Here is a 16,490-nt window from a genome sequence, read left to right as displayed (position 1 = left end):
GAAAACAGCCCCGCTTGCGCGAGGCTGCCTCGTTAAGACGACCGATTGCTGTTAGCGAACGATCACAGTCTTGGTGCGCGAACCGCGGCGATCCCAGCCGTGATGGCGGTGACCGTAGTCGCGGCGCACATAGGCGCGGCTCTGGCGATAGCCATGGCCGCGATGATAGCCACGATCCTGATGGTGATAACCACCGCCGCCGATCTGCACATTGATGCCCTGCGCAGACGCGGGGCCTGCAGGTGCTGCGACATAGAGAACGGCCGCAGCCGCCAGCAAAGCCAGTTTCTTGATCATGACAATTTATTCCTTCCTTTAAAAGTATCGCGGGACAAGCCATTACCGCCCGGAAGGTTCCGCACGAAATGAAGCACATCGACAAAGGACCCGCGTATGTTCGAGCCGTGCCCGATTCTCTTGTGATTTGCGATGGACATCCATCATCAGAGGGAACACGCGAGGAACTGAGCCGTTCTCTTCGCATGACACAGCAAGCAAAGAACCGCGCCTTCGACAAACAGCCGAAGCCCGATCAGAAAATTCCGCCGGCCGGCCCGCACGACAAGCCGGAACTGACCGACGAGAACAAGACGCCCGGCAGCGGCGTCTTGCCTGACAAGGATCACAAGGAAGTCGAAGGCCCGACGGGATGACCGCGATCGGTCATCATGTCGTCACGCATCACCGTTAGACATTTATTAACCTACTCGACTCACTGTGGAGTCAAGGAAGCGCAGACCGGATGTACGTCTGCGTTTGATGGCTCGGAGTTCGCTCCGGGCCATTATCTTTTCTGGACCCCACCACGAGCTGCGAGATGATCGACGCTGCGCGCGCATCTCGCTTTCGGTTGCAACGCGTAAAGCGGAACGCCGCTCGCTGATCACGCGATATTATTCGTTCCCTTATCGCGGCAAAATTTGTGGTCGATATGCCATGAATCGGAACTGAACCTTCAAAACACCGACACGTTGACTTCCCGATACGAAGGAGAAGCAGCATGAAGAAGACAGCACTTATTCTTGCCACCGTCGCTGCCGTCGGCGCGGCGTCGATCGCATCGAAACCCGCAGAGGCCCGTGGCGGTCGCGGTGCCGCCATCGGTCTTGGCATCGCTGCCGGCGCATTGGCGGCCGGTGCCTATGGCGCTTACGGCCCCGGTTACGGATATGGTTATGGCCCGCGCCATTACGGCCCGCGTTACGCCTATGGTCCGCGCTACGGTTACGGCAACGGCTACTATGGCGGTCCCCGCTACTATCGCAGCTACGGCTACTACTAAACGCGGCTGACTGAATTGACGAAGGCCCGGAGCATATGCTCCGGGCCTTTTTCGTCACCATTATCCAGCATTCGCGCGCATCGCTGCTGCGTTGCCGCAAGGGCTTCAGTTACGCAGTGGGCTAGATACCAAACAGCCAAACAGCCGTGATGGTCGCAACCACCGCTAACCCGCTGATGGTCCAGCCACCGTAGTAGCCGATATCATCGTCATGCCGGACCTCCGACGGACCATCTGCGGTATGCCAGTGACTTGCCATGCGAGCCTCCTGTTTTCAGGATAATCGGTTCGATGGCGAAGGGTTCCATTGGCGCAAAAACGACACATCCGGCGCCGCTCCCTGCCGCTATTCCAAACGCGACACCGGCATCTGTGACCAAAGGGTCACGACGGCAAGGATTCATGAAGGAGTGCGGCCGGGGCAATTGACGGAACCCGGAGCCGAAAGAAGTCTAATGTTTTCAGCGTAGAGTAGATATTATGTTAGAGATTATTGTCCTCGGCTTCCTTGCCTGTGCAGCGGCTTATGTCGGGCTTCTCTGGTTCGCCGGACGGAAAGACGACGTGATTCACGGTGATTTCGTCGAACCGAAATCGTAAGGCCTGCGTCGCGCGCGCTTGATCGAGGCCCCCCTATTCAGGCGGCACCGCTCGCGTGCGAGACTACTAATATCTTGAAATGATTTGGAAAAATGGTCGGAGCGAGAGGATTCGAACCTCCGACCCCTAGTCTCCCAGCTACTGGGGCTAGTGCTAAGGCATTGATTTTTCAATCAAGTGGCCGAGGCAATAGCCATGAACGAAACGGGAAACCAAGGGCGTAGCGTTACCGTAGGATTACCGGCACCCGTCCCCTCTGACGAGCTTCTTCCCTGCCCGCTATGCGGTCCCGGAAAGGTCTTCCTGAACCCACCAAGCGCACACCAGCGTTATGGATCGATCAATTGTCCAGCATGTCTGTTGACGCTGCCGGGTGAGATCAAAGACCCACGCGAAATGATCGAGGTTTGGAATACGCGTCCGTCAGGCTGGCAGCCCATCGAGACGGCGCCGAAGGATGGGACGCAATTTCTTGGCGCTCGCTTCATGGGCACGGCCATGACCGGCGCTATTGTGAATTGGTCTCGGCTGAGCGACGCTTGGTACAGCTCAGCGACCGGAACCTATCTGGTCCCCACTCACTGGATGCCCCTCCCGGCCCCGCCGGAGGTCAAGCCATGAGCATCCGCGTCGGATTGATCCTTATAGCAACCGCCATCTGGTCAATGATTCTGCTGGCTACGGCGAAGGCATTCCTGTCGCCAGACGCAGTTGTTTTTGCCGCCCTCGGCATCGGCGCCGTTGGCGCGCTGATCGCCAGCCATTGCGCCGAATACGATTTCAAACGCAGCCAGAGGAACCGCCTATGACCACCCGCACCCAATTCATCGCCGAACTGCACGCCGACCGTCGAGTCCATGGGCCATACAGCCCTATCGGCTCCCGGTGCAGCCAGCTTGAGCAGGTTACCTCGAACATTGACAAGCCGCACTTCGCTCACGTCCGGCCAAAGCTGATCGCGCAGGCAGAGGCATTCGCCCTCGAAATCCACGCCATCAAGCACGGAGCGCCGGCAACGACGCAGATCCGGCCGCGCGATCATCAGTAACGACTACCAACCTCTAGGAAACACCATGGTCAAAGTCTGCACCATTACCGATCGCAACGACCTCGCGACCACTCTCGCCGGAATGCCCTTCGCCGAACTCATGGAGGTGGCGAAGGCACTTGTTTCAATGAATGAGGACAAGGAGTTCGACCGCAACGTTAAGACACCGCTCGGCATGGCCGAGACGCTTACCGATTGGGCGGACGCCGAACTTACCGGCTGACGCTCGCCCACCATGAACGCTGCACCATAGGAGAACGACCATGGAAGTGATCAACCGCTGCCGCGATATCACTGCCGACAAGATTGCTGAGATTGAGGAATTTGACCGCCGCAACGGCCGGCGGAAGGAGGAGATTGCGAACCGGGCCGAATACCGTGAGCAGTCGGAAACCTTCGGCAACCGCAAAGAGCGGCGCCGGCAGGCTGCGCTGGATCGCCAGAACAAGGAGTGCGTCTGATGGCTGATCGCCTGGGAGACGGCCCGATATCGCAGCAATATCGCGACCAGATGAACGTCATTGCGGGCGTGCTTGACGAGACGTTCAACGGCGATGCCAAGGGTGCGGACAAGCAAGTCGGTTTCGTCCTGCTCGTCTTCCCGCTTGGCCAGGTCGAAGGATCGCGCTGCAACTTCATCTCGAACGGCTCGGATCGCCGCGACATCGTGGCGCTGATGAAGGAAATGATTGCGCGGTTTGAAGGCCAGCCAGAGATGGCCGGCACCGCCTAGCACTGCCCCCAGAGGCTCTGAACCCCACTACCGCACTCACGGAGATTCGATATGGCCTTCAATCGCAGAGAGTTTGTCGTCACGGGTATTGCAGCCGCCGCTGTCGCCAGCATCCCCTTGCCCGCTTCGGCCGCGCCAGAGCTTGTGGCGGAAATGTTCTATACTGAGGACGAGCCTTGGGGAGCGTTCGTGCGCGGCCACGTTCAGAAGGATCAGTTCGACAAGGCTGTGCTTCGAATGATCGAGACGGACCGGGATGCTAGGGAAAACGGCGAGGATTGGCTATGGGAAGAGCGCCACGACGATGATGGCGAGGTGATCCGAACGTCGGTATGCTCAGAGCCGCAGCTCACATACATGCACATCACCAGCGACGAAGGCGACCGAGGCCTGCTGTGGAATCGATGCGACGCATGGGAGCCCGGTGCGCAGCCCATCACCGTCGTGATGTACTGAGGCCTTTTTGTTCATGGAGTGAGAACAGATGATCGATATCCGCGAGCCGTTCGAACTGCGCGCCCTGCTGGCAACGATGAAGTCCGCCAAAGAAAAGGGCGTCTTGATGTGCGTTTGGGACCGGGACATTAAAGCTGTAGAGGACGCCATTGCTATATTTGATGGCCTCCGAGCCATCGGCGACAAGCCGGCTCCCGCGGTTCTGGAATATGATGGATAGACACCATGACGCTAAAACAACTTTGGGCGATGCTCCGTGGTCGCCGAACGAACTTTCGATTTCTGAATATCTCGTGGACATACGCAGGAGATGAAATGCCAGTGCGCGGAGGATACCAGCCAAAACAGAGCGGCGACCCCAAAATCCCGACGACCGGCAGCGGAGTCAAGCCGCCTCGACCCACAGTTACGATTGTGGTGCCGTGTGGTTACAAAGACGCGAACGAGTTCCTGAAAGATTGTGGATTTGAACCGGCCCCCACGTCTTCGAATAAGGAACACGACCATGGATAAGATCATCGACCTTTTCGAGAAGTCACTTGCCGAGCATGAGGCCTCGATCGGCAAAAAAGACAATCTTGTGGGCTGCGGGGAGATCGTGGTGAAGGAGTTTCGACGGCAGCGAGAGCAAATTATCACGCTCGGCCGGCTGTTGGCGGACTTCTATGCTGGACAGCAACCGTCCGTCGAAGGGCCTCCCGGATCTCCCGTCAACGTCATTCCGCTGCGGGTCCCGCGTTCCTGACCAATCAGCACTACGGCCCTTTCCAGTCAGTCCCCGGCGACTTAGGATAAGGCATGAAATGCCATCAATGCCCTACCCCAGCTTTTTACATAATTGAGCACTTCAAAAAGGACGTCCCCCTTTGTCTTGACTGTTATTCTAAGCTCAGATCGCTGAATCACGTCGAGTTTCTAATGAACGCGTCAATGATGAATCAGGCCCTTGATGACATGGACGCCATGATGCCCTTCGCAGTGGGCGGCGGCAGAATCGCAGTCCCGGAGATCGCCAAAGCCATGCAAAAGCCATCGCATGTTTACAACAATATCCGGCTTTCCAACTCTCAGGTCGGCGTTTTGAATACTGGAGACTTGGCCAAAATTGACGCGGTAATCACCATCAGTACCGGATCTGACGTGGCGAGTATCGGACAGTGTCTGAAAGACCTTACTCAAGCAGTAATCGATGCTGCAGAGATGCCCGCTTCCGCAAAGCAGGAGATGGTAGATCTGATTAATGTGCTGGCCACTCAGATCGTCAGCGCTACCAGCGAGCGAAAACCATCAGTCATAAAATCGCTCTACAAGAGCATTGAGGAACGAGCCAAGGGCTTTGTTGCAATTTCAACTATTGCTCACGCTTTGGGCTCCGAAATCGGCCGGGTTTTCGGCTGACGCCTTTCCCGCCATCGGGTAAAATGACGGGATGCTCCGCCTCCGCAAAGTCACTAGCCACATACATGCGCCGAACGCCTACAGGGTCGTTCTAAAGCTCAGCGACGGGACCGATGTCGAGGTGGGATCGGTTGGCGAACCATACCTCCGGGTGCCAGTTGACTATGTGTCCCAGCCCTGCACTCCAGAATAACGAACGCCTCCCCCATTTACTTAAGACCTCCACGAAGATGAAAGCTGCACCGAACCAGTGTCCTCTTGCCCCCAGCCGCAAGTTGCGTACACATGTGATTGGGTCTGGGGAGTCTTTCTCGTGCGCATTTTACTTCGAGCGGCCGCTGTCGCTTTACTTTTCGTTTCGCCTGCCTTTGCCGAGCCTGGCGCCACCGGCGGCGACTTAGGACAAGTGAATAAAACGCTTTCAGGCGCATCACCCGTGACAGCAACGCCAAAGCCAAAAAAAGAGGCGCGGCAACGCGCAGTCGAACGAGAAACTCCGCCTCCACCGCGCCAAGCCGCTCAACCATCCCAATCTTCTAATCAGCGGGCGGCGGTGTCAGGAGAGACTTGTTCCTCCATACAGAGCACCTGCGTAGCTGGTTGCGTTGCTCCTCGTCCGAATGAAACCTGCCAGCAGGAATGTCTCCGTTATCGAAACACTTGCCTTCGAACCGGCGATTGGCGAGGCCGAATGTGGACCATATCAGGAGCTACGCGCCAGTGACTTCAACGCTGTTGCATTGAAATCGTACTTTATTGGCGGACAATCCTACACACTCCTGACCAATAATCACTCGACGCGGCTAGTCGCCAATCCAGTTCTTAACACTCGCGGAGATCCGCAGCATCTGTTCAGCAATGTGAACATCACCGCAGCCCGCGACTTTCATGTGCTTTTCAAATTCTGGAGCAACTACCGACCAGCCAACCTGTTCTTTGCGAAGAACTGTCAGCAATTGGAAAGCTCGCTCCTTGTCTAACGGATGGCCAGCGAAAATTTGATCGTTTTCTCCAAAACAACCCGGGATCTGGCTCTTCCAATTCACACGAATGCTTCATCATTGTAAGTATGATCGATACCATTAGCGGAGTGGATAGCCAACGCAACCCCTAGGCGCATCATTGGCTGCCGGCCGAGGATGACGCTCTCCACGCCATCCGCTAAAATGGCAGCATGCCAAACTTCCTTCTCCGCAAGAACTCAGTCGTTCCAGCCTACCCTAACACGTTCCTCGTCATCCTGCCGCTGGACGACGGCTATGAATTGGTTGCAGGGAATATCGCAGAAGGCTCATCAGCCGGCACCAAGACGCACTGGGCTTGGTCATGCCCGGGCGGAAACGGACGATGCGGCACGCGCGACGACGCCATGGCGGCCTTCCGTGTGGCTTGGGCTAACGTGGCGGATCAGACAATCAGGGAGCTGCGCTACCAGCAGGAATGGACCGATTGCAAATACGCTCTCTTCGACGCGGGCTATAAGTCACAGATTGCCCAAGGAGCCATCCGGTGCCCTTGTGGCGTGACCTTCGCACCCAGCGACCACGAGTTGCTTTTGGCGCACATCACCCACATCAAAGCGCAACATAAGTCTGGCAACTAGCGCTTGACCGATCAGTAGCCCGGCGAGACTTGTCGATCGCTAGACCTAGCGGCTTCTCGCCTTGAGCGATTCCGATCTATTCTGAAATGCCATGGCTCCGAAATATCATCCCATCCCGCTGTCCGGAGGCGACGGAAAGGCGCTTCGAAAGGAACTGGGGAAAGCGCGTGCCATGACCAATGTATTCGCGCGCGATGCAGCCGACAGACGCGCCCGCGGTGAAGCACTCATCCGTGAGGCCGACAATTTAGACTGCCAGAGCTGGAACGAACGCATGTGGGCAGATGGGGAACCAATTGATCCTTCGCCGACGATTGACCAAGCCATCAACGGCGGTTTCCCTTGGCTCGAGATCGAGTGTTCTCGATGCAAAGCGAAGCGGGATGTGGATCTAGCGGAGATACCGCACGTCGAGACGACGTTCGTCCACGATCTTTCAAACCGGCTCCGCTGCCAGCGCTGCGCGAAGGCCGGCAAACGCCCGTCCGCAACTCTGCTCCAACTGCAGCCTAAGCCGAGGCACGATGTGTAACCTTTACTCGATGACGCGGAACCAGGATGCGATCCGGCGGCTCTTCAGCTTCGACAAAGACAGCACCGGCAACCTGCCCTCGATGCCCGGCATTTTCCCAGACTATCCAGCGCCGATCGTGCGTAACGTGGCCGGCGCCACGGAATTGACTCTCGCTCGGTGGGGGATGCCGTCGTCTCAATTCGCTCAGATGCAGGCCGCTAAAAAGCGCGCCGCCAAGCTCCAAGACAAGGGCATGCAGATCGACTTTAAGGAACTGCTGCGAATGGAGCCCGATAGCGGGACGACCAACATCCGCAACCTCGACAGCAAGCACTGGAAGCGATGGCTCAGTGTCGAGTCCCGATGTTTGGTGCCATTCACCTCATTCAGTGAATTCAATAAAGCTGAGGGCGGCGACATCTGGTTTGCGTTCGATGAAACCCGGCCTCTGGCATTTTTCGCGGGTATCTGGACGAACTGGACCTCGGTTAGGAAGGTCAAAGAGGGCGAGACGACCAACGACCTCTTCGCCTTCCTGACTACCGAGCCAAACACCGAAGTCGGTGCCATCCACCCGAAAGCCATGCCAGTGATACTGACCAAGCCGGAGGAGCTGACGACGTGGATGAATGCTCCCGCCGAGGAGGCCATGCAGCTGCAGCGCCCTCTTCCCGACGGCGCGCTAAAAATCATCGCCCGCGGCAAGAAGAAAGACGAAGCGCCTGCCCTATGAATTACGACGACGAACTTCGCATGCGCCCTACCCGCCTTAACGGCGATATCGCCGGCCCTAACGACTACGTGGTGATCTGGCGAGGCATCACCGTCGGCCGCATCCTTCAGCAGCCCGGCACGCCCGTAGGCAAGCCCAACTGGTTCTGGGGCGTTAACCTGCCCGGCCAGCCGCAGCCCGCCGTGCACCGCGGCATTTGCAGCGACATCGAGGAATGCAAACGGCGCTTCAAGGTAGTCTGGTCCGGCGTGCGTACAGGACTGTCCGATGAGGCGATCGACGCCGCCCGGCGGGCCGAGGAGCGAGCCGGCGAGCGCAAGAAGTGGCCGGGTGCCGATCGGGGCAATGACTAACAAACCTCGTTTGTTCTTTTATGCACTCATCAGGGAATTAATTGGAGTCCGCGAACAGATCAGGATTTCGACGGCTTGTTTCTCATGCAACGAGAAGTTTGGATTTAATCTTCGCCCACCGTCGCGCGTCCGTCCACAAGTGCCTGGAACGAATCCTCACACGGCAGCTTGAATCCGCCGTCAGTTGCGTCGGAGTTCCAGTATGCGTCAATCCCGTTGGACACCATCTATTGTGCCGAATATCGGCGATCAGAACGTCTATCTCGTTCTGGACTGCTTCGAGAAATCGGGATGTGCGTGGCGCGAGGCAGACGCCGGGGAAACTGACCTAGAGACCGTCATCAAAGACCTGATGGCCGGTCAGTATAATGATCCGGAGCGGGTCATTGCCTTCAATACCTTTGAACATTGGGCCGACGACGTGTCCGAAGACGTAGCCCGGGAGATCAGGCGCCGCGCCGATCTGCGCCATGAAGACCTCAGCTCCTCCATCGAGGATTTCGTGATCCGCCATGCCGGCCGCGAGCGCCAGTTGAATTTGAGGCTCGCATGACCGATCCCCGGGCCGTCCGATATCGTCGTCTTGCCTTAGCGGAAAAGGATTTGGAAAAGGCTCGCATCCTCCGCTTGCTCGCTGACGAAGCGGAGCAAGGCATTCTATGCGTGTCGCAGCAAAGGGTGAAGAATCCCGCACCGCAGGCCACGCCGGCGCCCGACGTCCTTAGGCCGTAAGATGCCCTATCCTAAACCGAAGGTCCCGGAAGGTGGCGTGAAAGCGGCCTTCCCCGGATTCGTCGCGCCGGCGCTGGCATCTTCGATCGGTAAGGTGCCGTCGGGTGACCGATGGATACATGAAGTAAAATTCGACGGCTATCGGGTGCAATTGCACATCGCGAACGAAGCCATTCACGTCTACACGCGCCGCGGCCATGATTGGACGGATCGTTTCAAGAAGATTGCGACCGATGCTTGGCATCTGAAAACCAAGTCGGCAATCATCGACGGTGAAGTCGTTGTCCCAGCCGAGGATGGCACAACAGACTTTGCTGTCCTCCAGAAAGTGCTGCGCGCCGGCCTCCCCTCCGATCTGCTGGTGATGTACGCTTTCGACCTTCTGTATTTAAACGGCTACGACATGCGGAAAGCGCCGCTGGTCACGCGGAAGGCCGAGTTGGAGAAGGTGCTCAAGGGCAGCGACATTCTGCTCAGCCAGAGCTTTGATACCGATGGCGCGCACATGCTTAAGACCGCATGTGAGATGGGCTTGGAAGGCGTGGTCTCGAAGCGCCGCGATAGCCGCTACACATCCGACCGGACTGACGCTTGGGTCAAGATGACATGCCGACAGCGCGAGACACTGCAGATCGTCGGCTTCGCTTTAAAGGAAAACCGCTTCGACGGGCTCTATGTCGGACGCCAAGACGGCGATCAGCTAATCTATGCAGGCAAAGTTGATCACGGCTTTACCCCCGGCACAGTGACTGACGTTCGTAAGCGCCTCGCGCCATTGGTTCAGAAGGCCCAAGCTTACAGTCAGAAGATCAAGAAGCCTAACGCCGTCTGGGTAAAGCCATCCCTCTTGGCGGAGGTTGAATATCGAGCAAAATCAGCTGAGGGAAAATTACGACATCCGGTTTTCAAAGGATTCCGGGAGGATTTGTGATGCGCGACATCGACATCATCATGAAGGCCATGCACGACGCTCAGGCACTGCTAGGCGCATACATCGAACCCGGCCCACGCGATCCGGAGGCTGTCTTGCAGAGGATGCTGGACATACTGGACCGGGAAGACGTCATCGCCGCACAAGACCGGCTGACCAAGGGTTATGGGCGCCTGAAAGCTGTACAATAAAAGGGAGAGACGCGTGGCTAAGAAAGCAAAGAAGACCGCAAAGAAAACCGCGAAGAAGGCGTCAGCCGCCGGCCCTCGTCGGGATTGGACCGAAGCCGAGTTGAAAAACATGAAGACGCTGGTGAAGCAGAACACTCCGACGCGACTGATCGCAATGAAATTGAAACGGACTGTGACGTCAGTCTACGGTAAGGCAACCCGTGAAGGGATATCGCTCGCGCCGACAAACCGAAGCCCAAGGGACTAAATAGCAGCCCGGGCATGAAACCGGACGGCATCCGTCGGATCAGTTCAGGCCTGTATATGGGAGGTCGCCGCACGACCTAGTTGGAGACGTTCGGCGTCGCGTCGCATAGTGGAGACAGAGCTGCAGTCTCTGGACGGAACATTACTTGAACTCCCCGTTTTGTCCCTTGATCACTTAGGGAGAAAACTTATGATTTCAAAATACGCGATTATCGTTGCCTTGCTTCTGGCTGGCGCGAGCCCATCCCTCGCCCAGGGTGGTGGAGGCGGCGGCGGCGGATCTGGTGGCAGCGGAGGTGCAAGCGGTGGAAGCGCGTCTTCTGGCACATCGTCCGGCTCTGGAACCGCTGGCACATCTGGTTCGACAGGCACAAACAATGCCACAACCAACAGTGGGCCCGGCGCTCCGGCTACCAACAGCGCCGAACAAGCAGCCCGTAATTCTGGAGCGGCCTCGACAAACTCCCCTGGCGTCCGAAGCAATTCACTAAATTCGACGAGCACCGGTGTTACACCCGCAGCTCCCGCCGGTAACTCGGCCGAACAGGCGGCACGTAATAAAGGTGCGGCAAAATAGACCAACCTTGCTTTTCAGCACAAACAAAAGCCGCGCCATCCGCAAGGATGACGCGGCAAGTTTGGTCTGTGTCCATGCGATGGACGCCGATTAATGGCAATTATCGGGAGTTGTTCCGCGTCCAAGTTACTTTTCATGCTGTCGGTCAGCCCATCGGATTAGCGCCCAGATGACGACGGCAAGTGCACTGCCCGCAGCCACGCACAGCCATGGTGTCATTGGACCGTGACCGCGCGGTCCCAATCATGCGGATTGCGTTGGCTGCTGCTCGAGACAGATCAAGGCAGCGCCCTTTGATGAACGGCCCGCGGTCAGTGATCCGCACCCGCACCGATCGGCCGTTGGCCTTGTTCGTCACCGTGACGTGGCTGCCGAAGCGCCTGGTGCGGTGCGCGGCCGTCAGGGCTTAAGTATTGACCCGTTCGCCTGAGGCAGTCCGGCGGCCGTAGTAGCCATCCCCGACGGCAAGTAGCACTTAAACTCCGTTTCAGAAAAATTCGATCCCTCTGGAAGCTGCACCCGAACTTGCGACGACGCGCGCAGACGTTATAACGGCTGGGCTTAACTTTGCGCCAGAACGCCAACTTGAACGCCCTTGGATAGGGGCCGGTTGTACCGAGATCGTGTTTTTCAAATGCACGGCAAAGTAACCCTTGGAATTTTCATGCGACCTGCCTCCCTATCTCTCGCCCTTGTGATCGTTCTCGGATCTTACCTGCCGATGCGAGCAGATCCACTTCTTTGCTTCGGCGATAGTCAGACGGTGGGGGTACGAGAGGGGGTCAGGCCTGGAGAGGAATGGTGTTCTCTCTTAGCACGCCGCACGGGACGGACCGCGATCAATAAAGGCGTCGGCGGAAACACCACGAACGACGCTCTTGCTAGAATTGATGCCGACGTTCTGCAGCAACCAGGCTCTTGCGTCGCCGTTATGCTTGGAGCAAACGACGGGTGGCGAGATCCACGAAGCGAACCATCGCCGCCAGCAGAGGTGACGGTTGAACGCTATGAGAATAATATATCAAACATTATCATGCTTATTAAAGAGCGCGGCAAAGACGTCACCCTGATGACACCTTGGCCTTTTATTTCTGCCCCAACTTTACACAACATGGACGGGTATGTGCAGGCCGCCCGCGCGGCGGCAGTTAAGACACGTACACCGCTTATTGACGTCTACACCTCCTCATTGATGCGATGGTTTGATCATTGCAACATTGGAAGCGAACGCTGCGAATGGTTTGACCGGCGCTATACCGATTATCAGCACCCGTCGGCGGAAGGACACGCCGAAATCGCGTCGCTCTGCTCGCTGCCGCAGAATTCAGAATCGTGCGCATGCAAAGCAGCTAACTAACGTCTTCCTTTGAGCGGCAATAAAGCGTGAAAACATCGCCAGATTTCCCGGCCAAAAGAAGAAAATAAGCGACAAGCGAGGCCAGCCCCAAAGGTACGGCCAAAATTAAACTCGCTAAAGTGGGCCACCACGCACTCCGCCAGTCTTTCCTAAGAGAACTGCTCTTCAAAAACTTGAAGAGATAATTCTGATTTCCGACTATCGAATTGAGTGCACTTTGCAGAATAGTAAAGGGGCCCATCTCAATCGACGACCGATCGACCTGGCTTACCACAAAGCCTTCCTGCTCCACTAATGCCCCTAGCGTTTTTGCGCTGAATTGCCAAAGGTGACGTGGCGGGTCTAGAAAAAGCCACCGAGGTCCGAAAACGCGAGCTTGAACACTTTCGAAGTCTTGCTGTGCTAAAACGAGTATCCCACCCGGCTTTAAGACCCGTTTGAATTCCCTCACCATTGCACGGGGATTTGATAGATGTTCAACAACATACCAGAGTGTAACAGCGTCAAACGATGCATCGGGATATTTGAGCTTTACCCAATCGTCCACTAGCTCGAACGAGGAGCTTTCGCTAGCTGCCCCGCTGTAAGGGTCCAAAGCAACGACTTCCCAGCCCTGGGCGCTCTGAGCGCGCGCAAAATGGCCGGATCCCGAACCGAAGTCGAGAAGCCGACCACGCTTTTGCGCTAGCCGATTGAGCGATCTCCCCCGCAGCGACGCCAAGCCCGCCCGCAGCCATTCCATCCACCCCCGGAAACGCTGGCCGCTTTCCGTATAAAATTGATCGCTATAGAATCCCGCGACTTCCTGTGGCTTTGGAAAAGGGCTGAGCACGCCTAGATGGCATTGATCGCACGATAATATCTCCCATCTGCCGGGAGTGCCTTGATTGGTATCAGTAACTTCGTACAAGCTCGTGAAGGCGGTGCTCTTGCAAAGCAAACATACGGAATCATGATCCTCTGATGGCATCGTAATCATAGTCCCTTACTCTGGCATTTCGCGCAGCCGATAGATTCGGTGTGTTACGTTCTCATACACCAAATCAGCCGGCACGCGTGGGGTCGTAGTGCTCGACAATTCCGCGCCACTAACGACAATGTACTTGATCTTAAGGTCGCGCGTAGCCCTGAGCGGTTCTGATTGCTCGTACATCGACATGGCCCACCGAATGAAACCTTCAGTAGGAACTCCGGCGCTATCGGCGACTGCGACGCCATCGACCGTTGCAATATAGGGCCAATAAATTACTGCCTCAGCGATTTGCCCAGCCGCATATTCCTCTTCGCTAGGGGATAGCGGCGGTGCTCTCAATTGCCGAGCGTTCAAAGAAAGACGAGCAGAGGCAGCGCGGGTGCTGTTTTCTAGCCGCGCGCGAAAGGCTTCTTCGCTGAGGCCGATGATTTTGGCTACCGCAGCGTACCTCATCATTTCATTAGATGGGCTTCGTCCGCCGACGATCAGATTATCAACGGCAAGTTTTGCCCGTGTATAGATCGGGACGAAGGTAATATCGTCCCAATTCAGTGCGGCAACCGTGTCGTTCGATTGAACATTTGCGTCGACCCAGCGTAACGCCTCCCATCGACCAGCCGGCATGAATCGCGTCAGATTCTTGGAGGACGCTATTGCGTATTCACCGAAACCTTTGAGAGGGATCAAGAGAACGCCGATGACTACGACAGCTGCAAGCGTGCGCCACACCAAAATTGACCGCCCGTCGCCTGACATTCGTTTTCCTAAGCGGGAAAAAAGCAGGACAAACGCGATAGGGAAACAAGCCAGCCAAGTATGATCAATGCCACGCCCTAAAAATCGGTCCCAGAGTAATGGTGTGTTGAACAGGCCCACACACGCGGCCCCCGAAGCGATCAAGCCAACCACGCCAATCAACGCTCTAAGTTCTCGATCACGCCAAACGATTAGCAGCGAAACAACGTAGGTGATGAAGTATTTATTGACGAAGACGATCAGCAAAGCTTGGCCAAGTGGGCGATTGACGAGTTCGATCTTTTCGTTCTGAAAGATATTATTCCAGAGTTCATTTTCCGCGAACACCTGCCTCACGTATCCCACATATCCGCCTGCCAAGAGCATCAGTATGCTAGCTACGCAAATGGAAAACAGCGCCAAAGCTGGCTTTTTTCTGCCCTCGATTGCGGCAAGAGCGCCGAATCCTACGAGCAAAAGAAAAGCAATCAAGGTTCGGCTCGGATAGAAAAATGCAAATAGCGGCGACGAAATCGCAACAGCCAGCCAAATCAACCAAAAATATCGCGTCTCTCGATACAGTGAAAAGCACCCGTATAAGTACAGAAGCTGAATAGGCGCGCTAACTGAATTGTTGATAAACCTGAACGTCCCTGGATCAGCCTCATACTCATAAATGTCGAAAAACGACGCGAAGGAGTAATGCGTTAGGATGTCGTAGCACTGAGAAAGCCACGCTAACACGTCCGCGGGCGCACCGAAGCCAGGCGCTACGGGCAGCCGTACCCACCAATGCCCAGCTAGAAAAAGGACGAAGATACCGACAATCACAGCGCCGGCTGCACTACGGGTATGTGACCATGTAATAGCGAAAGGGACACTGAAAAGAACGAGCGCAGTGAAGGCGTAATCCACCACGTACACGACTCTGAAATCGCTAACGATGTATCCTGGCAGCGCCGCCACCCAGAGCGGAAACCACCTAATCGTCTCTAGAATGGGCTTCCCGGACAGCTCAGCGGCACTTGGACTATGCGGCGGAACGCCGTTGCGAATGATTTCGGCCACCCAGGCCGCGTAATAATAGCTGTCCCCGTACCGATATAGCGGCGAGTTGATCGGGGTCCATACCATTCCGGGCCGGCCAACGATCGCTGGCAGCACGTCGGGCGCGATCACGAGCGCTATCGAATAGGCAGCAATTACTGTTGCAACAGCAACAGCGAACTTCCGAGCTGGAGGACTCATAGAGTGCCAGCCGCTGAACGCCCCACTTTAGGGCGGCAAATCAAAAGGATGGAGTCGCGCAAGTTTAGCGGCACCACGGCTGCATCGAGACCAGGCACGCTCGGCAACGCCCACCGAGGGAGGTATTGCAATAAACGCTTGCGCAGATAACCGACCGTAAAATACCAGCCTGGCCGCTTCCGCTTGACTGTTTCGAAGCCAAGGCTACTGCAAAGGCGTTGAAGGTTGAAAAAATTGAAATAGCCGATGTGCGCGGTCCTGTAGTGCCACCATCGCCACCCCATCATACGGGCCGCGAGCGAAGAGGCATCTGGCGTGACGATCGCAAGAACGCCATCCTGCGCCAGTATATCCCCGACCGTGCGCAACAAGGCTGCCGGGTCTTCGACGTGCTCAATCACATCCACGACAGTGATAATGTCGAATGGCCCTTGCAGCCGCGAGTCCGGCAGAATACCTTTTTGCACTGGCAGGCCGAGCCGCTGTGCGCTTGTAGCAAGCCAATCCGACGGCTCAATCCCTTCGCTATCCACATCGAACGCCCGCGCAGCTTCCACCAGGATTCCGCTTCCAGCCCCAACGTCCAAAAGCTTCAGCTTTTGTCGCCCTTTCGGCGCCAATGGCAAAATAGCCTTAAGTAACTCCCGCGCCTGCAACAAACGTTCGTCTCGCCCATCCTCATAACCGGGATCAACGAGGTCTTCGTAAAAGCTAAGAACCTTCGGCATGTCATGGCACTGCATGAATGCGCAGACTTGGCACCTATAGATGTTGCCAGTA

At 56.5% G+C, this 16,490-nt stretch carries 27 protein-coding genes and 1 pseudogene; 22 read left to right on the top strand and 6 right to left on the bottom strand.

Annotated elements, in window-relative coordinates; all coding sequences use genetic code 11:
• Nucleotides 1–51: 51 nt before the first annotated feature.
• Nucleotides 52–297 (bottom strand): hypothetical protein, encoded by a 246-nt coding sequence (locus AB8B20_RS01645; RefSeq protein ID WP_089264595.1) that lies wholly within the window; start codon nucleotides 295–297, stop codon nucleotides 52–54.
• Nucleotides 298–365: 68 nt separating this feature from the next.
• Between AB8B20_RS01645 and AB8B20_RS01640 the strand changes: the two genes are divergently transcribed.
• Entirely contained in the window at nucleotides 366–653 is a 288-nt protein-coding gene (locus AB8B20_RS01640; protein WP_439071489.1) for a hypothetical protein, read from the top strand.
• Nucleotides 654–1,000: 347 nt separating this feature from the next.
• Nucleotides 1,001–1,282, top strand: a complete 282-nt coding sequence (locus AB8B20_RS01635; RefSeq protein WP_439071488.1) for a hypothetical protein — start codon at nucleotides 1,001–1,003, stop codon at nucleotides 1,280–1,282.
• Nucleotides 1,283–1,403: 121 nt separating this feature from the next.
• Here the strand turns inward: AB8B20_RS01635 and AB8B20_RS01630 are convergent, their stop codons facing one another.
• Nucleotides 1,404–1,541, bottom strand: a complete 138-nt coding sequence (locus tag AB8B20_RS01630) for a hypothetical protein (RefSeq protein WP_158596804.1) — start codon at nucleotides 1,539–1,541, stop codon at nucleotides 1,404–1,406.
• Nucleotides 1,542–2,077: 536 nt separating this feature from the next.
• On the opposite strand from AB8B20_RS01630, the gene AB8B20_RS01625 reads away from it, so the two are divergent.
• The 19 genes from AB8B20_RS01625 (at nucleotide 2,078) to AB8B20_RS01535 (ending at nucleotide 10,821) form a co-directional block, all read left to right on the top strand.
• A complete protein-coding gene (locus AB8B20_RS01625; RefSeq protein ID WP_439071487.1) occupies nucleotides 2,078–2,503 on the top strand; it encodes a DUF551 domain-containing protein in 426 nt (141 codons plus the stop codon).
• Nucleotides 2,500–2,691, top strand: a complete 192-nt coding sequence (locus AB8B20_RS01620) for a hypothetical protein (protein ID WP_439071486.1) — start codon at nucleotides 2,500–2,502, stop codon at nucleotides 2,689–2,691. The genes AB8B20_RS01625 and AB8B20_RS01620 overlap by 4 nt, the downstream gene beginning before the upstream one ends.
• Nucleotides 2,688–2,930 (top strand): hypothetical protein, encoded by a 243-nt coding sequence (locus AB8B20_RS01615; RefSeq protein WP_439071485.1) that lies wholly within the window; start codon nucleotides 2,688–2,690, stop codon nucleotides 2,928–2,930. The genes AB8B20_RS01620 and AB8B20_RS01615 overlap by 4 nt, the downstream gene beginning before the upstream one ends.
• 25 nt (nucleotides 2,931–2,955) lie before the next feature.
• Nucleotides 2,956–3,153: a hypothetical protein gene (locus AB8B20_RS01610; protein ID WP_439071484.1), complete on the top strand. Its 198-nt coding sequence runs from the start codon at nucleotides 2,956–2,958 to the stop codon at nucleotides 3,151–3,153.
• A gap of 40 nt (nucleotides 3,154–3,193) precedes the next feature.
• Nucleotides 3,194–3,391 carry a hypothetical protein gene (locus AB8B20_RS01605; RefSeq protein WP_439071483.1) on the top strand — a complete coding sequence of 66 codons (198 nt, stop codon included), beginning with the start codon at nucleotides 3,194–3,196 and terminating at the stop codon, nucleotides 3,389–3,391.
• Nucleotides 3,391–3,663, top strand: coding sequence for a hypothetical protein (locus AB8B20_RS01600; protein WP_439071482.1), 273 nt, complete (start codon nucleotides 3,391–3,393; stop codon nucleotides 3,661–3,663). The genes AB8B20_RS01605 and AB8B20_RS01600 overlap by 1 nt, the downstream gene beginning before the upstream one ends.
• Nucleotides 3,664–3,714: 51 nt before the next feature.
• Entirely contained in the window at nucleotides 3,715–4,119 is a 405-nt protein-coding gene (locus AB8B20_RS01595) for a hypothetical protein (protein ID WP_439071481.1), read from the top strand.
• Nucleotides 4,120–4,147: 28 nt separating this feature from the next.
• A complete protein-coding gene (locus tag AB8B20_RS01590) occupies nucleotides 4,148–4,339 on the top strand; it encodes a hypothetical protein (protein WP_439071480.1) in 192 nt (63 codons plus the stop codon).
• Between the two features lie 285 nt (nucleotides 4,340–4,624).
• Entirely contained in the window at nucleotides 4,625–4,864 is a 240-nt protein-coding gene (locus AB8B20_RS01585) for a hypothetical protein (RefSeq protein ID WP_439071479.1), read from the top strand.
• A gap of 185 nt (nucleotides 4,865–5,049) precedes the next feature.
• Nucleotides 5,050–5,517 (top strand): hypothetical protein, encoded by a 468-nt coding sequence (locus AB8B20_RS01580; protein WP_439071478.1) that lies wholly within the window; start codon nucleotides 5,050–5,052, stop codon nucleotides 5,515–5,517.
• Nucleotides 5,518–6,137: 620 nt separating this feature from the next.
• Nucleotides 6,138–6,497, top strand: a complete 360-nt coding sequence (locus AB8B20_RS01575; protein WP_439071477.1) for a hypothetical protein — start codon at nucleotides 6,138–6,140, stop codon at nucleotides 6,495–6,497.
• A 194-nt stretch (nucleotides 6,498–6,691) separates the two neighbouring features.
• Nucleotides 6,692–7,120: a hypothetical protein gene (locus tag AB8B20_RS01570; protein ID WP_439071476.1), complete on the top strand. Its 429-nt coding sequence runs from the start codon at nucleotides 6,692–6,694 to the stop codon at nucleotides 7,118–7,120.
• A 91-nt stretch (nucleotides 7,121–7,211) separates the two neighbouring features.
• Nucleotides 7,212–7,652 (top strand): hypothetical protein, encoded by a 441-nt coding sequence (locus AB8B20_RS01565; protein ID WP_439071475.1) that lies wholly within the window; start codon nucleotides 7,212–7,214, stop codon nucleotides 7,650–7,652.
• The gene (locus tag AB8B20_RS01560; protein WP_439071474.1) at nucleotides 7,645–8,367 is read left to right on the top strand and encodes an SOS response-associated peptidase; all 723 of its coding nucleotides are present in this window, start codon (nucleotides 7,645–7,647) and stop codon (nucleotides 8,365–8,367) included. Before AB8B20_RS01565 ends, AB8B20_RS01560 begins: the two co-directional genes overlap by 8 nt.
• On the top strand, nucleotides 8,364–8,720 hold the full coding sequence (locus tag AB8B20_RS01555; RefSeq protein WP_439071473.1) for a hypothetical protein: 357 nt from the start codon (nucleotides 8,364–8,366) through the stop codon (nucleotides 8,718–8,720). The genes AB8B20_RS01560 and AB8B20_RS01555 overlap by 4 nt, the downstream gene beginning before the upstream one ends.
• Before the next feature lie 232 nt (nucleotides 8,721–8,952).
• The gene (locus AB8B20_RS01550) at nucleotides 8,953–9,273 is read left to right on the top strand and encodes a hypothetical protein (RefSeq protein WP_439071472.1); all 321 of its coding nucleotides are present in this window, start codon (nucleotides 8,953–8,955) and stop codon (nucleotides 9,271–9,273) included.
• Nucleotides 9,274–9,453: 180 nt separating this feature from the next.
• Entirely contained in the window at nucleotides 9,454–10,383 is a 930-nt protein-coding gene (gene ligD / locus AB8B20_RS01545; protein WP_439071471.1) for a non-homologous end-joining DNA ligase, read from the top strand.
• A complete protein-coding gene (locus AB8B20_RS01540; RefSeq protein WP_439071470.1) occupies nucleotides 10,383–10,574 on the top strand; it encodes a hypothetical protein in 192 nt (63 codons plus the stop codon). Before ligD ends, AB8B20_RS01540 begins: the two co-directional genes overlap by 1 nt.
• 13 nt (nucleotides 10,575–10,587) lie before the next feature.
• Nucleotides 10,588–10,821: a hypothetical protein gene (locus AB8B20_RS01535; protein WP_439071469.1), complete on the top strand. Its 234-nt coding sequence runs from the start codon at nucleotides 10,588–10,590 to the stop codon at nucleotides 10,819–10,821.
• A 721-nt stretch (nucleotides 10,822–11,542) separates the two neighbouring features.
• Here the strand turns inward: AB8B20_RS01535 and AB8B20_RS01530 are convergent.
• A pseudogene (locus tag AB8B20_RS01530) lies at nucleotides 11,543–11,836 on the bottom strand (septal ring lytic transglycosylase RlpA family protein); the annotation flags it as partial.
• A 225-nt stretch (nucleotides 11,837–12,061) separates the two neighbouring features.
• On the opposite strand from AB8B20_RS01530, the gene AB8B20_RS01525 reads away from it, so the two are divergent.
• A complete protein-coding gene (locus AB8B20_RS01525; protein WP_439071468.1) occupies nucleotides 12,062–12,754 on the top strand; it encodes an SGNH/GDSL hydrolase family protein in 693 nt (230 codons plus the stop codon).
• On the opposite strand, the gene AB8B20_RS01520 is transcribed toward AB8B20_RS01525, so the two are convergent.
• The 3 genes from AB8B20_RS01520 to AB8B20_RS01510 all read right to left on the bottom strand — a co-directional run bounded on the left by AB8B20_RS01520 (nucleotide 12,747) and on the right by AB8B20_RS01510 (nucleotide 16,438).
• Entirely contained in the window at nucleotides 12,747–13,733 is a 987-nt protein-coding gene (locus AB8B20_RS01520; protein ID WP_439071467.1) for a class I SAM-dependent methyltransferase, read from the bottom strand. The genes AB8B20_RS01525 and AB8B20_RS01520 overlap by 8 nt on opposite strands.
• A gap of 6 nt (nucleotides 13,734–13,739) precedes the next feature.
• Nucleotides 13,740–15,641: a hypothetical protein gene (locus AB8B20_RS01515; protein ID WP_439071466.1), complete on the bottom strand. Its 1,902-nt coding sequence runs from the start codon at nucleotides 15,639–15,641 to the stop codon at nucleotides 13,740–13,742.
• A gap of 65 nt (nucleotides 15,642–15,706) precedes the next feature.
• Entirely contained in the window at nucleotides 15,707–16,438 is a 732-nt protein-coding gene (locus AB8B20_RS01510) for a class I SAM-dependent methyltransferase (RefSeq protein WP_439071465.1), read from the bottom strand.
• Nucleotides 16,439–16,490: the final 52 nt, after the last annotated feature.

Source organism: Tardiphaga sp. 866_E4_N1_4, from assembly GCF_052076075.1.
In the GTDB taxonomy this organism is placed as follows: domain Bacteria; phylum Pseudomonadota; class Alphaproteobacteria; order Rhizobiales; family Xanthobacteraceae; genus Tardiphaga; species Tardiphaga robiniae.
Note: the sequence above shows the minus strand (reverse complement) of the source record. Positions and strands in the feature narration are given on the sequence as shown.

Coding starts and splice junctions, on each gene's coding strand:
- AB8B20_RS01645 (WP_089264595.1), bottom strand. CDS start 297: ATGATCAAGAAACTGGCTTTGCTGGCGGCTGCGGCCGTTCTCTATGTC.
- AB8B20_RS01640 (WP_439071489.1), top strand. CDS start 366: ATGAAGCACATCGACAAAGGACCCGCGTATGTTCGAGCCGTGCCCGAT.
- AB8B20_RS01635 (WP_439071488.1), top strand. CDS start 1,001: ATGAAGAAGACAGCACTTATTCTTGCCACCGTCGCTGCCGTCGGCGCG.
- AB8B20_RS01630 (WP_158596804.1), bottom strand. CDS start 1,541: ATGGCAAGTCACTGGCATACCGCAGATGGTCCGTCGGAGGTCCGGCAT.
- AB8B20_RS01625 (WP_439071487.1), top strand. CDS start 2,078: ATGAACGAAACGGGAAACCAAGGGCGTAGCGTTACCGTAGGATTACCG.
- AB8B20_RS01620 (WP_439071486.1), top strand. CDS start 2,500: ATGAGCATCCGCGTCGGATTGATCCTTATAGCAACCGCCATCTGGTCA.
- AB8B20_RS01615 (WP_439071485.1), top strand. CDS start 2,688: ATGACCACCCGCACCCAATTCATCGCCGAACTGCACGCCGACCGTCGA.
- AB8B20_RS01610 (WP_439071484.1), top strand. CDS start 2,956: ATGGTCAAAGTCTGCACCATTACCGATCGCAACGACCTCGCGACCACT.
- AB8B20_RS01605 (WP_439071483.1), top strand. CDS start 3,194: ATGGAAGTGATCAACCGCTGCCGCGATATCACTGCCGACAAGATTGCT.
- AB8B20_RS01600 (WP_439071482.1), top strand. CDS start 3,391: ATGGCTGATCGCCTGGGAGACGGCCCGATATCGCAGCAATATCGCGAC.
- AB8B20_RS01595 (WP_439071481.1), top strand. CDS start 3,715: ATGGCCTTCAATCGCAGAGAGTTTGTCGTCACGGGTATTGCAGCCGCC.
- AB8B20_RS01590 (WP_439071480.1), top strand. CDS start 4,148: ATGATCGATATCCGCGAGCCGTTCGAACTGCGCGCCCTGCTGGCAACG.
- AB8B20_RS01585 (WP_439071479.1), top strand. CDS start 4,625: ATGGATAAGATCATCGACCTTTTCGAGAAGTCACTTGCCGAGCATGAG.
- AB8B20_RS01580 (WP_439071478.1), top strand. CDS start 5,050: ATGATGAATCAGGCCCTTGATGACATGGACGCCATGATGCCCTTCGCA.
- AB8B20_RS01575 (WP_439071477.1), top strand. CDS start 6,138: ATGAAACCTGCCAGCAGGAATGTCTCCGTTATCGAAACACTTGCCTTC.
- AB8B20_RS01570 (WP_439071476.1), top strand. CDS start 6,692: ATGCCAAACTTCCTTCTCCGCAAGAACTCAGTCGTTCCAGCCTACCCT.
- AB8B20_RS01565 (WP_439071475.1), top strand. CDS start 7,212: ATGGCTCCGAAATATCATCCCATCCCGCTGTCCGGAGGCGACGGAAAG.
- AB8B20_RS01560 (WP_439071474.1), top strand. CDS start 7,645: ATGTGTAACCTTTACTCGATGACGCGGAACCAGGATGCGATCCGGCGG.
- AB8B20_RS01555 (WP_439071473.1), top strand. CDS start 8,364: ATGAATTACGACGACGAACTTCGCATGCGCCCTACCCGCCTTAACGGC.
- ligD (WP_439071471.1), top strand. CDS start 9,454: ATGCCCTATCCTAAACCGAAGGTCCCGGAAGGTGGCGTGAAAGCGGCC.
- AB8B20_RS01540 (WP_439071470.1), top strand. CDS start 10,383: ATGCGCGACATCGACATCATCATGAAGGCCATGCACGACGCTCAGGCA.
- AB8B20_RS01525 (WP_439071468.1), top strand. CDS start 12,062: ATGCGACCTGCCTCCCTATCTCTCGCCCTTGTGATCGTTCTCGGATCT.
- AB8B20_RS01520 (WP_439071467.1), bottom strand. CDS start 13,733: ATGATTACGATGCCATCAGAGGATCATGATTCCGTATGTTTGCTTTGC.
- AB8B20_RS01510 (WP_439071465.1), bottom strand. CDS start 16,438: ATGCCGAAGGTTCTTAGCTTTTACGAAGACCTCGTTGATCCCGGTTAT.